At 64.7% G+C, this 15,080-nt stretch carries 13 protein-coding genes; 7 read left to right on the forward strand and 6 right to left on the reverse strand.

The genetic code is table 11. From position 1 onward, the window contains the following. The first annotated feature begins 56 nt into the window (after window positions 1–56). From hslO to FD678_RS02960, 3 genes are all read left to right on the forward strand, one after another. Window positions 57–959: an Hsp33 family molecular chaperone HslO gene (hslO, locus tag FD678_RS02950; protein ID WP_140719101.1), complete on the forward strand. Its 903-nt coding sequence runs from the start codon at window positions 57–59 to the stop codon at window positions 957–959. 168 nt (window positions 960–1,127) lie between these two features. Continuing rightward, window positions 1,128–1,976: an XOO1806 family protein gene (locus FD678_RS02955; RefSeq protein ID WP_140719102.1), complete on the forward strand. Its 849-nt coding sequence runs from the start codon at window positions 1,128–1,130 to the stop codon at window positions 1,974–1,976. A 246-nt stretch (window positions 1,977–2,222) separates the two neighbouring features. Beyond that, on the forward strand, window positions 2,223–5,072 hold the full coding sequence (locus tag FD678_RS02960) for a TonB-dependent receptor domain-containing protein (protein ID WP_140719103.1): 2,850 nt from the start codon (window positions 2,223–2,225) through the stop codon (window positions 5,070–5,072). 74 nt (window positions 5,073–5,146) lie between these two features. Here FD678_RS02960 and FD678_RS02965 read toward each other — a convergent pair whose 3' ends face one another. Continuing rightward, the gene (locus FD678_RS02965; RefSeq protein ID WP_140719104.1) at window positions 5,147–5,761 is read right to left on the reverse strand and encodes a TetR/AcrR family transcriptional regulator; all 615 of its coding nucleotides are present in this window, start codon (window positions 5,759–5,761) and stop codon (window positions 5,147–5,149) included. 201 nt (window positions 5,762–5,962) lie between these two features. Here FD678_RS02965 and FD678_RS02970 point away from each other — a divergent pair, with 201 nt between their 5' ends. The 3 genes from FD678_RS02970 to FD678_RS02980 all read left to right on the forward strand — a co-directional run bounded on the left by FD678_RS02970 (window position 5,963) and on the right by FD678_RS02980 (window position 9,832). Continuing rightward, window positions 5,963–6,820, forward strand: coding sequence for an alpha/beta fold hydrolase (locus tag FD678_RS02970; protein ID WP_218569458.1), 858 nt, complete (start codon window positions 5,963–5,965; stop codon window positions 6,818–6,820). Beyond that, the gene (locus tag FD678_RS02975; RefSeq protein WP_140719106.1) at window positions 6,817–9,291 is read left to right on the forward strand and encodes an acyl-CoA dehydrogenase; all 2,475 of its coding nucleotides are present in this window, start codon (window positions 6,817–6,819) and stop codon (window positions 9,289–9,291) included. The genes FD678_RS02970 and FD678_RS02975 overlap by 4 nt, the downstream gene beginning before the upstream one ends. A 64-nt stretch (window positions 9,292–9,355) precedes the next feature. Beyond that, window positions 9,356–9,832, forward strand: a complete 477-nt coding sequence (locus FD678_RS02980; protein ID WP_140719107.1) for a hotdog fold domain-containing protein — start codon at window positions 9,356–9,358, stop codon at window positions 9,830–9,832. 10 nt (window positions 9,833–9,842) lie between these two features. On the opposite strand, the gene FD678_RS02985 is transcribed toward FD678_RS02980, so the two are convergent. Beyond that, on the reverse strand, window positions 9,843–10,196 hold the full coding sequence (locus FD678_RS02985) for a DUF1304 domain-containing protein (protein WP_140719108.1): 354 nt from the start codon (window positions 10,194–10,196) through the stop codon (window positions 9,843–9,845). Between the two features lie 19 nt (window positions 10,197–10,215). Then, a complete protein-coding gene (locus FD678_RS02990) occupies window positions 10,216–11,559 on the reverse strand; it encodes an NTP/NDP exchange transporter (protein WP_140719109.1) in 1,344 nt (447 codons plus the stop codon). A gap of 334 nt (window positions 11,560–11,893) precedes the next feature. Here FD678_RS02990 and FD678_RS02995 point away from each other — a divergent pair, with 334 nt between their 5' ends. Next, window positions 11,894–13,270: a serine hydrolase domain-containing protein gene (locus FD678_RS02995; protein ID WP_140719110.1), complete on the forward strand. Its 1,377-nt coding sequence runs from the start codon at window positions 11,894–11,896 to the stop codon at window positions 13,268–13,270. Between the two features lie 151 nt (window positions 13,271–13,421). Here FD678_RS02995 and FD678_RS20150 read toward each other — a convergent pair whose 3' ends face one another. From FD678_RS20150 to gcvH, 3 genes are all read right to left on the reverse strand, one after another. After that, window positions 13,422–13,811 (reverse strand): hypothetical protein, encoded by a 390-nt coding sequence (locus FD678_RS20150; RefSeq protein ID WP_177497529.1) that lies wholly within the window; start codon window positions 13,809–13,811, stop codon window positions 13,422–13,424. A 315-nt stretch (window positions 13,812–14,126) separates the two neighbouring features. Continuing rightward, window positions 14,127–14,414, reverse strand: a complete 288-nt coding sequence (locus FD678_RS20155) for a hypothetical protein (protein ID WP_177497531.1) — start codon at window positions 14,412–14,414, stop codon at window positions 14,127–14,129. A gap of 213 nt (window positions 14,415–14,627) precedes the next feature. Next, complete coding sequence (gene gcvH, locus FD678_RS03005; RefSeq protein WP_140719112.1) at window positions 14,628–15,023, reverse strand: glycine cleavage system protein GcvH; 396 nt, start codon at window positions 15,021–15,023, stop codon at window positions 14,628–14,630. Window positions 15,024–15,080 lie beyond the last annotated feature (57 nt).

Raw genomic sequence — 15,080 nt, forward strand, 5'->3', positions numbered from 1 at the left:
GTGCCGGTGTCCTTTTCAATTTACCTGGCCGCATTATCCGGCAACAGGAACCTCGCATGCCTTCCATCGAAGTCCAAGACGACAAACTGATCCGCTTCCTGCTGCCCGCCGCCGGCGTGCGCGGCGTCCACGTGCGCCTGGACCAGGCATGGCACGACATTACCGGCCACTCGGACTACCCGCCGCGGGCCAAGGCGCTGCTCGGCCAGGCCTGCGCCGCCGCCGCGCTGTTCACCGGCCACACCAAGGTCGATGGCCGGCTCTCGATCCAGCTGCGCGGCGAGCACGGCCTGCGCACCCTGTTCGCCGAATGCACCGCCGCCGGCACCCTGCGCGGCATCGTCCGCCTCGAAGACGGCCAGGACGCTCCCGACGACCTGACCCGGCTGGGCGGGCAGTCGGTCCTGGCCATCACCATCGAGAATCCGGGCCTGGACCCGCGCGAACCGCAGCGCTACCAGAGCCTGGTGTCGCTCGACGTGCCGTTCCTGGACGAGGCCTTCGAAGGCTATTTCCGCCAATCGGAGCAATTGCCGACCCGCCTGCTGCTCGCGGCCGGCCAGGACCACGTGGCCGGCCTCCTGCTGCAGAAGCTGCCGGGCGACCAGGGCGACGACGACGGCTGGACCCGCAGCGGCGCCCTGTTCGACACCCTGGCCGCCCCCGAGCTGCTGGCGACCCCCGGGCGCGAGCTCCTGCACCGCCTGTTCCACGAGGAGAACCCCGAGCTGCTGGGCGAAAAACCCCTGGGTTTCGCCTGTTCATGTTCGCGGGAACGGGTCGAGGCCATGCTGCAGTCGCTGGGCGAGGAAGAAGCCCGCGCCGCGGCCGAACCGACCGGCGCGATCGAGGTAAGATGCGAATTCTGTGGGCGGGAGTATCACTTCCCGTTGACCGAATTGCCTATATTGTTCGCCGAGCGGCCGGCCGAGGCCCCCGCTTCGGAAAGGCTTCAATGACCCGGATGCCGGCGCGGTTCGAGGCGCGGGACCGGGCGTCGTGTCGGGAATGCACCAGGTTTGAGTTCTGGGGAGAACTGAGACTTGTTAAGAAATCATAATCCTCCTAACATTTTCACCCTGCCTTCCCGGGAACTTAACGGCTGCCCCTCGGTCTGATCGTTCGTCATGAGAGCCCTCCTGCGACTGTCGCTTGCCCTGTCCACCGCGCTTGCCGCGGCGACGGGCGTGCACGCGCAGAACGCGGCCTCCAGCACGGTCCTGCCGGTCTGGAACCAGGGCAGCGGCAAGGTCGAGGCCTTGCTCTACCTCGAACCGACCGGCGAGCAGAAGGCAGGCGCACGCTGGCACTTCGGCCGCAACTCGCTGGACGCCGCCTTCGGCCTGTCCTCGGGCGATTCGCTCGGCCTGCTGTGCAACAGCAACCGCGGCACCAGCATCAGCGGCCTGGCGAGCCATTGCCTGCTCGCCAGCCTCGGCGACGATGACGACGTCACCGGCAAGCACGCATCGGCGACCCTGGGCTTCAACCGGGGCGGCACCCGCGTCGGCGTGAGCCTGGGCAACGGCCGCGACACCCTTCCCGGCTGGTTGACCGCCGGCACCAAGACCCCGCCGGCCCGCGTCGAGCAGAACGACCTGACGGTGTTCGGACAGAAGAACATCGGCAAGGAAGGCTTCGTCTCGATCGGCGGCACCTTCGCGCGCGCGCGCCTGGTCCCGCTGGCCGAAGCCGCGCCGGGCCTGGTCGACCAATGGGACAGCAAGACCCTCAGCGTCGGCGGCGGCTACGGCTCCTTCAGCGCCAACATCATCGGCCGCGTCGTCGACGTCCCCGGCCAACCCGAGAAGTGGCAGGGCCTCGGCCTGGGCCTGACCTGGCGCACGCCCTGGAGCGGCCAGCTCACCGTAGGCGCCGAGAACATCGTCACCCGCGGCAAGAACCCGTTCGCGCCCAACAACGAAAGCAACAGCGACAGCACGGTACCGTACGTTCGGTACGAGCAGGATCTCTGAGCTGAGTTCCGCCCGTCACGGTACACCACACGCGGCCCGCACAGCAGCGAACCTCTCACATGCATGGCTCGGCTAGTACCGCGCCCCTGCTCCTCACCCGTCCGTGACCCATCGTTAACGGGACTTTAATTCTCTCCAGAACGCAGATACCATCGGTTCACCCCGGCGGTTTTGGCTTCGCTCTTTCGAAGCCACCGGCGGGCAAACCCTTGGCAGTACCCAAGATCTCACTTGGAGAGAGAGCTAATGAATTGCAAGACCAACACACTGCGCGATGCAGTTGTGCTCGCGCTCGCCGTGGGCGCGACTGGCACCGCGTTCGCCCAGGAAAACGCCGGCACCACCAATCTGGACAAGATTGAAGTCACAGGTTCACGCATCAAGCGCGCTGACGTCGAGACCTCCCAACCGGTGTTCTCCATGACTCGCCAGCAAATCGAGTCACAAGGCCTAACCTCAATCGGCGATATCATCCAGAATATCAGCACCAACGGCTCTTCACTTAATAGCACCTACAACAATGGTGGCAACGGAGAAACCCGTGTCAACTTGCGCAATCTCGGCTCCAATCGCACGCTTGTTCTAGTCAACGGGCGCCGCTGGGTTGGCGGCACCGGACTGGGTGGCGCGGTTGACCTCAACACCATCCCAACAGCTGCGGTTGAGCGCATCGAAGTTCTAAAGGATGGAGCCTCGACCATTTACGGCTCCGACGCGATCGCCGGCGTGGTCAATATCATTCTGAGGCAAAATTTTGATGGTGCTGAAGCCAACGCGTACTTTGGACAGTATGACAAAGGCGACGGCAGCCGCGAAGCTTACGATTTTACCATTGGATCCACCGGCGAGCGTTTCCATGCCACCCTTGGCGTCGGTTATGTGAAAGAAGAACCGGTATGGGCTGGTAATCGCAAGATCTCTGCCGTTCCCGTCTATGGAGCGATACCCGGCACTGGCAACAGCTCCACCACGCCAGAAGGCCGTTTTGCTTATTACGGCAATACCGGCCGTGTTGACTCGAGTGGCAGGCCAGTGTTTGGAGCGCTCCGTCCAAATGGGTCGGAAGGCTATTTCATTACCGATGATGGCGGCAGCACGTATCGCAACTACACTTCGGCCGACAGCTATAACCATGCTCCGTCCAACTATCTAGTTACGCCGCAGGAGCGCACTTCAGTCTTCGCCGATGCCGGTTTTAGCCTGACCGACAATGTGCGATTCAAGTCAACCGTGACTTACAACGAACGCAAGTCAGAACAGATCCTGGCAGCGATGCCGATCACCCTCGGCCGCGCTGCGCCAGGCACAAATGGCGCCAATATCGTCATTGACGCCGACAACATCTATAACAATACTGGGCGCGACATAAACTATATCCAGTATCGAGCAAGCGAAACTGGCGGTCGCATCTATCGGCAGAACGTTAAAACCTATGCCTTCAATGGAGCATTTGAAGGAGATTTTGAAGTTGGCAACCGCTTCTTTAACTGGGAAGCCGGCATGTTTTACGGAAAGAATGATCAAACCGATATCACCAATGGTTTCTTCAACATTTCCGCGCTGCGTAACGCTTTAGGTCCATCCTTCATAGATGCTACCGGTGTCGCTCGTTGCGGCACTGCAGGTGCAGTGATCGATGGTTGCGTGCCGATGAATATGCTCGGTGGCGCTGGTTCATTGACCCCCGAAATGATCAACTACGCAGGCTTTACTGCGCACGATGTCTATGGCTACGAGCAGAAGACGTATTATGGAAGCATCGGCGGCGAGCTATTCAATCTGCCGGGAGGACCGCTTGCATTCTCACTGGGCGTGGAGCATCGCGAGGAATCAGGCTTCGATGATCCCGACGCCCTGATCAATTCAGGCGACACTACAGGTAATGCGCGGACCGCGACGAGCGGTGGTTACGACTTGGACGAGGCTTATCTGGAACTTGCCATTCCGCTGCTGTCCGATCTACCCGGAGCCCAGCTCCTGGACTTCAGCGTAGCTACTCGCTATTCGAAGTACAGCAACTTCGGCAATACGACAAATAGCAAGTTTGGATTCCGCTGGAAACCGATCACCGATTTAATGATACGCGGCAACTGGTCCGAGGGCTTCCGCGCTCCTTCCATCAGCGAGCTCTACTCCGGTGTAAGTGACACTTTCGAAGATGTCCGTGACCCTTGCGCTGGCTCTTACAGCGGTGGCAGCCCGAACACCTCGATACCTGCCTCGTGCGCTGGTGTTGCTCCCTACGCCCAAGCCAATTCACAAATCCGCACCACTGTAGGCGGCAATCCGGATCTCGGCCCAGAAACATCCACCTCCAAGACCCTGGGTTTTGTTTACAGCCCCAGCTGGGTGAGTGGCCTGGACATCTCGGTTGATTGGTGGAACATCGAGATCAAGAATGCTATCGACACTCAAACCGCTCAGGAAATGCTGGATAGTTGCTACGTTGCGGGAATTTCCTCGGTCTGCTCCTTGATTACGCGTGAGCAGACCGGCGAGATCTCCAACATGCTGGCCGTCCCCAATAATATTGGTCGCATTGAAGCAGAAGGCTTCGACTTTACGGTCGGCTATCGCCTACCCGACACTGCCTGGGGCTCCTTCAACTTCGTCTGGGATTCCACCTACATGACGAAGTACATTGTCGAAAAGCCGCTCCAGGAACCAGAAGAGCGAGTTGGCCTATATCGCGGCGGCAGCGCCCGCGACAACAACTGGCGTCTGCGTTCGAACCTGATCGCAAATTGGGAACTGGGTGACTTCGGCAGTTCGGTCGCCATGCGCTACTACAGTTCTCAGGTCGAAAACTGCACGGGATCAAATCTTTCCGATCCGAGGAACATTCCGCTGCTGTGCTCAGATCCTGATCGTCGCACCAGTGCGGGCGCCGCACCGCGCAACCACATTCCTAGTGTCACATACACGGACCTGAGCGCTTACTGGAAGGCCCCCTGGAACGCACGAGTCACTATTGGCATCAATAATGCGTTCGATCGCGACCCTCCGCGTTCGGCCACTACTTTCGCCAATAGTTTTGATCCCCAGTACGAAATTCCGGGACGCTTCTATTACATGCGCTACACACAAAGATTCTGATCTTATTGCGCAACTATGAATTTCGCGGCTCCTTAGGGAGCCGCGATTTTTTTATTCAACCAAAATCAGAACGCTCAACCATCGCCTGGGATCAAAGTATGGATCACGTGCTCCACGTACGCCTCGAAATCCTCGCGCGCCTGCTTGGGTTGCTGCAGTTGCAGCGAGAGTTGCAGGAAGCCGACGTAGGCGGCGTAGGCCAGGCGGGCGCGATGGCGGGCGTCGGTTGAGCTCAGGCCGGCCTGGCGGAACGAGGCGACCAGGTAGTCCATGCGGCTTTGCGATACCCGGTCGATGACGGGGCGTACCGCGGGGTGGTCCAGGGCCTTGAGCAGTTCGCTGTAGATGACGTGCGGCCTGACCTCGTGCGCGACCAGTTGGAACAGCGCGCGCAGGCGCACGCGCGGGTCGGCCACTTCCTCCAGGCTGCCGAACACCTGTTCCTGCTCGACCTGTTCCCAGCGCTCCAGCGCCGCTTGCAGCAAGGCGTCCCGGGAGGGGAAATGCCAATAGAAGCTGCCCTTGGTCACGCCCAGGCGCCGGGCCAGGGGCTCGACGGCGACGGCCCCGACGCCTTGTTCGGCGATCAGATCGAGAGCGGCCTGCGCCCAGTCTTCCGCGCTGAGGCGGGAGTTGCGTCCGTTGCCGGGGCGTTCCTGGGCAGGACTGGAATCGGTGTCATTGCTCATCGGCCGATTTAACCATACGCCGGAGTCGGTTGCAGTATGTGGACCGCGATCCCCACCTCGAATCCTCCCGGTTCAGGCACTTATATCGCCATACCCCCCAGTATTGACACTCACGGAGAGCCATCCATACCATTAGGTATGGTTACGACATCCTCCCTTCCTGCAATGCCTCCTGCGCGGCCGCTTGTCGGGGCCGATGCGATGCGCCTGCAGGCGAGCTTCCATGGTCCCGACGACGGCGTGCCCGTGCTGCTCGCCCATGGCTTCGGGCAGACGCGCAGTGCGTGGGAATCCACCGCGAAGGCATTGGCCGATGCAGGCTTCCGCGCGATCGCCTACGACGCGCGCGGACATGGCGAATCGGACTGGAACGCCAAGGACACGCCCTACAGCGGCGAGCAGTTCACCGACGACCTGATCGTCATCGCCGGCGAGATGAGCGAGCCGCCGGTGCTGGTCGCGGCGTCCATGGGCGGGCTGTTCGGACTGCTGGCGGAGGCGCGCTGGCCGGGGTTGTTCCGGGCGATGGTGCTGGTCGACATCACGCCGCGCTGGGATACCCGCGGCGTCGAGCGCATCCTGGCGTTCATGACGGCGCATCCGGACGGCTTCGATTCGCTGCAGGCCGCGGCGGACGCGATTTCCGCCTACCTGCCGCATCGTCCCCGCAAGTCCGAGGACGGGTTGCGTCGCCTGCTGCATCCCGATGCCCATGGCCGCTGGCATTGGCACTGGGATCCGCGCCTGATCGCCGAGCTGGCCGGCGGCGATGCCGCGCAACAGCAGGCGGTGATGGTCGAGGCGGCTAGGCAGGTGCGTTGCCCGGTGCTGCTGGTCAGCGGCGGGCGCAGCGACCTGGTCACGCCGCAGACGATTTCCGAATTCATGTCGCTGGTGCCGCACGCGCAGCATGTGCAGCTCCCGGATGCCACCCACATGGTGGCCGGCGACGACAACACCGCGTTTACCGCGGCTGTGCTGCATTATCTGGACTCGCTGCCCCCGGCAAACGTCGCGACGTCCAACCTCATCGAGCACGTCACTGGAGCAAGATCATGAGCATCGTTGTGCCGTTCCTCCTCGTACTGGTAGCGGCCGGTTTCGCCGCCTACCACCGCATGCGCCTGGCCGCCTGGGTCGCCATCGCGGCGACCCTGCTGGTCGCGGGCTGGCTGCTGGGCGCCAATCCCACCGCCACGGCCGTCGCCGCCGTGCTCATGCTGCTGGTGTCGGTGCCGGTGCTGCTGCCGTTCCTGCGCAAGCCGCTGATCACCGCGCCGCTGCTCAAGGTGTTCCGCAAGGTGTTGCCGCCGCTGTCGCAGACCGAGCGCATCGCGCTGGAGACCGGTTCGGTCGGCTTCGAGGGCGAACTGTTCACCGGCGACCCGGACTGGCAGAAGCTGCTGAACTATCCCAAGCCGCAGTTGACCGCCGAGGAGCAGGCCTTCCTGGACGGCCCGGTCGAAGAACTGTGCAAGATGGTCAACGAGTGGGAGATCAACCACGTCCACGCCGACCTGCCGCCGGAGCTGTGGGACTTCATCAAGAAGAACAAGTTCTTCGGCATGATCATCCCGAAGGAGTACGGCGGCCTGGGCTTCTCCGCGCTGGCGCACCACAAGGTGATCCAGAAGCTGGCCTCGGTCAGCAGCGTGGTCAGCTCCACCGTCGGCGTGCCGAACTCGCTGGGCCCCGGCGAGTTGCTGGTGCACTACGGCACCCAGGAGCAGAAGGAGCATTACCTGCCGCGCCTGGCGCAGGGCATCGAGGTCCCGTGCTTCGGCCTGACCGGTCCGTTCGCCGGCTCCGACGCCACGTCGATCCCGGACTACGGCATCGTCTGCAAGGGCGAGTGGAACGGCGCCAACGTGCTCGGCGTCAAGCTCACCTTCGACAAGCGCTACATCACGCTGGCGCCGGTGGCCACGATCATCGGCCTGGCGTTCCGCATGTACGACCCGGACGGCCTGATCGGCGACACCCGGGACATCGGCATCACGCTGGCGCTGCTGCCGCGCGAGACCCCCGGGGTGGAGATCGGCCGCCGCCACTTCCCGCTTAACTCGCCGTTCCAGAACGGCCCGATCCACGGCCGCGAGGTGTTCATCCCGCTGAGCCAGCTGATCGGCGGCGTGGACATGGTCGGCAAGGGCTGGAACATGCTCAACGAATGCCTGGCCGTGGGGCGCTCGATCACCCTGCCCTCCACCTCCAGCGGCGGCGCCAAGTTCGGCGCGGTGGTGACCGGTTCCTACGCGCGCATCCGCAAGCAGTTCGGCCTGTCCGTCGGCCGCTTCGAGGGCGTGGAAGAGGCCCTGGCCCGCATCGGCGGCAAGGCCTACGTGTGCAGCGCGCTGTCGCAGGCCACCGCCGCGGCGGTGGACCGCGGCGACGTGCCGTCGGTGCCGTCGGCGATCGCCAAGTACCACTGCACCACGATGGCGCGCGAGATCGTCAGCGACGTGATGGACGTGATCGGCGGCAAGGGCATCATCCTCGGCCCGCGCAACTTCGCCGGCCGCGCCTGGCAGGCCTCGCCGATCGGCATCACCGTCGAGGGCGCCAACATCATGACCCGCAGCCTGCTGATCTTCGGCCAGGGCGCGATCCTGTGCCATCCGTGGGTGATGAAGGAGATGAAGGCGGCGCAGGACAGCGACAGCGCGCGCGGCCTGGAGGAATTCGACCAGAGCCTGTTCGGCCACATCCGCTTCGGCATCTCCAATGCGGTGCGCTCGTTCTGGTTCGGCCTGACCGGGGCGAAGTTCGGTTCGGCGCCGGGCGACGACTACACCCGCCGCTACTTCCGCAAGCTCGACCGCTATTCGGCCAACCTGGCGCTGATGGCGGACGTGTCGATGATGATGTTGGGCGGCAAGCTGAAGTTCAAGGAATCGCTGTCCGGCCGGCTCGGCGACGTCCTGAGCCACATCTACATGACCAGCGCCATGCTCAAGCGCTACCACGACGAAGGCGCGCCGCAGGCCGAGCGCCCGCTGCTGGCCTGGGCGTTCCACGACAGCGTGCACAAGATCGAGGAGGCGCTGTCGGCCGCGCTGCGCAACTTCCCGATCCGCCCGGTCGGCTGGTTGATGTGGGCGTTGATCTTCCCGCTCGGCCGCCGCGCGGAAGCCCCCGGCGACCGCCTGTCGCGCCGCGTCGCCGCGCTGCTGATGGCGCCGAACGAGGCGCGCGACAGCCTCGCCCGCGGCGTGTTCCTGACCCCGTGCGAGAACAATCCGGGCGGGCGCATCGCCAGCTATCTGGCCAAGGCGGTCGCGGCCGAGCCGGTGGAGCGCAAGTTCCTGAAGGCGCTTAAGTCCAAGGGCATCGAGGCGCTGGAGTTCCCGGCGCAGCTGGACGAGGCCGTGGCCGAGGGCGTGATCACCGGCGAGGAGCGCAAGCTGCTGGAGGAGCTGCGCGAACTCACGATGGACACCATCACCGTCGACGATTTCGATCCGCATGAGCTGCGCGCGGCCAGCTACTACGACCGGCACCAGCCGAAGCCGTCGCGCGAAGCGGCCTGATCCAATCCCATCGACACCAGGACGGCGGACTCAGGTCCGCCGTCCTCGCATCCGGTCCCCCGAAATGACGAACCTGCTTTCGCTGTATCGGCGCTTCGCCCGCTGGCCCGCCGGCCATTGGCTGTTCTCGCGCGCGATCTGCCTCAAGGCGCCCTACTTCGCCACGATCGCCCCGCGCATCACCCTGCTCGAACCCGGGCGCTGCGAAGCCCGCATCGCGCATCGCCGCCGCGTGCAGAACCATATCGGCACGGTGCACGCGATCGCGCTGTGCAATCTCGCGGAGCTGGTCGCCGGGGTGATGGTCGACGCCAGCCTGCCGCCGTCGATGCGCTGGATCCCGAAGGGCATGCAGGTGGACTATCTGAAGAGGGCCACCGGCACGATGCACGCCAACGCCACGCCGGCGGTGGCGCTGCGCGAATCGGCCGAGGGCTACGACCTGCCGGTGGAGGTCGCGGTGCGCAACACGGCCGGCGAGGCCGTGTTCCAGGCACGGATCATGATGTGGGTATCGCCGCGCCAGCGCGCGGGCGGGTAAGCCGGACCGGTCAGATCCCCAGCCACAGCAACAGCAACCCCAGTGCGGCGGGGACCGCCTGCACGAACAGGATGCGCCGGCTGACGCTCCAAGCGCCGTAAAGCCCGGCCACGGCCACGCAGCCGAGGAAGAACGCGGCCACGTCGGTGCGGCCGGCGATCGCGCCCCAGGCCAGCCCCGCTGCCAGGAAGCCGTTGTAGAGCCCCTGGTTGGCCGCCAGCACGCGCGTGGCCTGCGCCTTCTCGGGCGTGTTTCGGAACGCCTTCAGGCCCGGCGGGCGCGTCCACAGGAACATCTCCAGTACCAGGATGTACAGGTGCAGCGCGGCTACCAGGCCGGTGAGGATCGTCGCAATCGGCGGCATCGCTACCTCTGTCCACTCGTCATCGCTGGTCCGCCGATGATACGGCAGCGCCCACGTACTCGATCCGCTTCCAGAGCCGCCAGCCGATACCGGCAGCCAGGAGGGCCGCCGTGGCGCTGATGGCGGCGAATCCGCCGATCGCCATGCCGAGCGACTTCAGCCCGTTCATGCCGGTGGCGATTGCCACGTCGCCGAAGCGCCATACCGCGGTGTCGACCGCATTCTGGCCCTTGTAGCGCACGCTGCGTGGCACCCGCGTGTACAGGCTATGGCGTGCCGGCTCGGCCATGCCGTAGGCCAAGCCGCGGCTGACCACCAGGGCCAACACGGTAGGTGCTATCGGACCGATCAGGATCGGCAAGGAGAACAAGGGCGCGTGGGGATCATGCGAGAACACCACCAGCAGCAATACGGCGATGCTGATCGACGCCCACAGCATGATCAATGCACCGGGCCCCTTCCATGGCAGCAACCAGCGGGTCACGCCGAGCTGGACGATCACCGTCAGCAGATTGCCGGCAAGGTCGACGTCGGCATGGAAGCGGGTGCGCGACACCGCGTCGGCGAAAGTCGCCCCCGAGTAATCGACCATCAGCGCGTAGTTGACCGTGCCGATCCCATCGGCCAGCAGCAGCAGGATCGCCATGCCGCGCATGAACGGATCGGTGAAGATCTGCTTCAACCCGTCCCACATGCTGCCGCCGATCGCGTCCTCGTGGCCGGCCTCGTGCCGGCGCGCGCCATGCGCGCTCGCCCAATGGCCCAGCAGCACCACGCAGACCGTGGCGATCCCCAGCAATGTGGCGGAGACCGCCAACAAGGGCGCCACGTCGATCACTTCGACCAACGAACGGGTCAGCGCTGGCCCCATCAACGCACCGAGCGTGCCGGCAACGGCAATGATCGGGAAGAGACGCTTGGACTGTTCCAGGCTCCAGATGTCGGACATGAATATCCAGAACACCGACACCACGAACAGATTGAACACGCTGACCCAGACGAAGAACACGATTCCCAGCATGCGCGGACTGAGCAGCCCCAGATGGGTGAAAGCAGGAATGAAAGCCAGCTGGCACGCGATGAAGAACAAGTACACCAGAGGCACCAGCTTGCGCCTTGGCCAGCGCGAGGCGAACGCGGCGAACACCGGGGTCAGCACCAGCGTGGCGATGAAGGTGGCCGCGTAGAACCAAGGCAGCTGGGTCGAGCCGACCGCGGCCGACAATTGCTCGCGCACCGGGCGGATTACGTAGTAGGCAGCCAGCACGCAGAAAAAACAAACGAAAGAAATGGCGACGGCACGCCACTCCCCCTGTTTGACCCTTCCCGTGGAAACCCGCCCCGATGCCTGTTCGACCTGCATCCGCTTTGCCCCGCCCGACGAGGCGGGCAGTATACGATGCGGTGCAACAAGGACCGCTCGCCCCATGGAGCCGGCGACAGGCACGGCTGCGTCGTCGGCGATGCGGGCTAGCGAGCGATGGACCAAGAGAAACGTGCCAGCGATCGCAGCCGGCAGGCGGATAGCATCGCCTGCACCCGCCCCCCCCCCCGCCGCATGCGGCACGCTTCACACCGTTTTGATGCCGCAAATCGTGGGTTTTCAATGCGATGCCCATTCATCCTTGCCTTGTTTGTGCAATTCAGAAATGCGGCGCTAGAATCCCGGGAAGGTAAGGCCTTCGGCGGACAGACGTATGAAAGAGAAGAGCAGGCACCGGCGCATGCGGCCGGTCGCATCGGGGTTGCTCGGGATCCTGGTCCCGTTCGCATTGTCTTCCACCGCCCAGACGCCTGCCCCGGTCGCGCAGTCCCTGCAGCCCGTCGCCGGCGCCGCCCTGACCCAACCCGCTCCCTATCGCACCACGCTGGGCACCGCCGACGTGCAGCCGCCTGCCGCCGGCTTCAACGTCGCCGACTTCGAGGCGATGGCCGAGCAGCTCACCTACGGCCAGCGCGTGCCCGGCATGGCCATGGCCATCGTGCAGGGCGGCCGCGTGCTCAGCGCCAAGGGCTACGGCGTCACCAACGTCAACAACCCCGAACCGGTCGATGCGCATACCGTGTTCCGGCTCGCCTCGCTGTCCAAGGCCTTCGCCGGCACGATGGCCGGCCTGCTGGTCAACGATGGCGTCCTGCGCTGGGACAGCAAGGTCACCGACTACGTCCCGGGCTTCCAGCTCAGCGATCCCCAGGCGACCCGCCAGCTCACGGTGGCCGACCTGCTCAGCCATCGCGTCGGCCTGACCCGCAACGCCTACGACCGCGACATCGAATCCAACGCCGACTACTACACCCTGACCCATCGCCTCGCCTCGGCGCCGCTGCGCTGCGCGCCGGGCGAGTGCTACGCCTACCAGAACGTCGCCTTCAGCCTGGTCGGCGACGTGGTGTTCGCCGCCTCGGGCAGCTTCTACGAGCAGTCGGTGGAGCGCAGGATCTTCAAGCCGCTCGGCATGAACGACGCCAGCCTCGGCCTGGCGGGCATCCAGGCCAGTCCGCGCTGGGCGCGCCCGCACGTGCGCAGCCGCAACGGCTGGGTGTCGCTGATGCCCAAGCCCACCTACTACCGTCTGGCTCCCGCCGCCGGCGTCAACGCCAGCGCCAGCGACATGGCGCAGTGGCTGCTGGCGCATACCGGGCATCGCCCCGACGTGCTCCCGGCCCCGCTGCTGGCCACGCTGCACGCCTCGCTGATTTCCACGCCGGGCGAGATGCGCTCCGGCTGGCGCCACCAGCGCATCAACTCGGCCGGTTATGCGCTCGGCTGGCGCGTGTTCGACTATGCCGGGCACCAGGTGGTCTTCCATGCCGGCGCGGTGCAGGGGTATCGCGGCCTGGTCGCATTGCTGCCCGAGCGCGACCTGGGTATCGCCATCATGTGGAACGGCGAGAGCAGCCTGCCCTCGGGGCTGATGCCGACCATCCTCGACCGCGCGCTCGGCCTGCCGGCGCAGCGTTGGCTGGACATCGACGTGGACAGCGACTTCGGCAGCGACAACATCCTGGCCGACAAGCCCGACCCGAAGAAGAAGGGAGCTTCGTCCAGCAGGTCGGTGGCCTCGCCGCGCTGAGCGCCACCTGCGTTCCCACTGTGGAAGGCGGCTCCGGCCGCCTTTTTCGTGCCTGCGCGGCTGGGCCCGTCGCGCGCCTGGCCCGGACATAAAAAAACTCCCTCCCCGCTGGGCACCGGGGAGAGAGTTTATGGGGTGCGACCGGGATCGATCAGATCAGCGGAGCCGGGGTCGCCGGCAGCGCAACCGGAGCAGCCTTCTTCTTGCGGGCAGCAGGCTTCTTCTTGGCAGCAGCCTTCTTCGCCGGCTTCTTGGCAGCCTTCTTCGCAGTCTTCTTGGTGGCCTTCTTCGCCGCCTTCTTGGCGGTGGCCTTCTTGGCGACCTTCTTCACCGCCTTCTTGGCGGTCTTCTTGGTGGCCTTCTTCGCCGTCTTCTTGGCGGTGGCCTTCTTGGCGACCTTCTTCACCGCCTTCTTGGCGGTCTTCTTGGTGGCCTTCTTGGCGACCTTCTTCACCGCCTTCTTGGCGGTGGCCTTCTTAGCGACCTTCTTCACCGCCTTCTTGGCGGCAGGTTTCTTCTTCGCAGCTTTCTTCGTGGCCATGGGATGGCTCCTCGTCAGTGAAGTATGAAGTTAAAACGCCCAGTTGAACCAAATCCGCGGCGATGGACTGCCTGCGGGAACCGCCAACACGCGAAGCGTGGCTCGGCGGATACAGAAACACCCGCATCAGGCGCCGACGCGGGTGCTTGCTCGGGGACGATGCTGCTTTTCTTGGAGGGAAGCTGGCCCAACTCCACCCTCGTAGGTTTGCCGGTGGACGCGTGGGTTGTGCTTGTCGCCAGAATGTCGATTCGGCTCACTCTCTTCGGCAGCATCGTCTGCTGGGGCGAAACCTAATCACGGTTTTTTTTACTGTCAACACTCGCGCGCAACTTTTTTTCCGGCCCGCCCGGACGCTGCCGGGCACGGCGCCAGGCGGTGGCGAAAGAAGTGCCACCGGCCTTGCCCGCACGCGCGCACCGCCGCCGCCACGCATCGAAAAAAAAAGCTTGTTTTCAGCTGCGCGCGCGCATCGCGCGCATGCAGGCGCACGCCATCCAGGCATCGCCGCCGCTGCGCGCCCGCCTCGGCGGAAAGCGCAACCGCGTCTGTCTGCCGCCTGAAAATTTTTTTCGCCGAAGGCGCCGTTCCGGCGTCGCACAAGCGGAAATGCGCAAACTTCGAACACCTCCGAGGCGCGCCGAAGACTCGCCCCTCGTGCCTGCCGGAGCAGGAAACGGTCTTCGACGCGGCATGTCCGACCGTTCGCATTCCTCGTGCCAACTCACGCGGCGCTCACGTCGGCCGGCACCTCGTCCGGAAACGAAAACGGCCGCTTGCGCGGCCGTCCTCGACGTCGTCGGATCGCGGGTGGACTCAGTGGTCCTCGTCCGCGAGCAGTTCGGCGTAGTCGTCGGGCGAGAGCAGCTCGTTGAGCTGGTCCGGGTCGCTGACTTCCACCACGAAGATCCAGCCGTCGCCGTAGGCATCCTCGTTGATGGTCTCCGGCTTGTCGCTGAGCGCCGAGTTCACCTCGACCACGGTGCCGCTGACCGGGCTGTAGACGTCCGAAGCCGCCTTGACCGACTCCACCACGGCCGCGCCGGCGCCCGCCTCGACGGTGTCGCCGACGTTGGGCAACTCGACGTAGACCAGGTCGCCCAGCAGGCCCTGCGCATGGTCGGAAATGCCGACGGTGACGCGGCCGTTGCCTTCGACACGTGCCCACTCGTGGGACTTGAGGAACTTGAGGTCGCCTGGGATCTCGCTCATGGGTATGCTCCGGGGAAACAGGGTTCGTGACAGGAAGATAGTTTAGAGGGTGTCATG

It is taken from the genome of Pseudomonas sp. Hp2, from assembly GCF_006386585.1.
Lineage (GTDB): Bacteria > Pseudomonadota > Gammaproteobacteria > Xanthomonadales > Xanthomonadaceae > Pseudomonas_S > Pseudomonas_S boreopolis.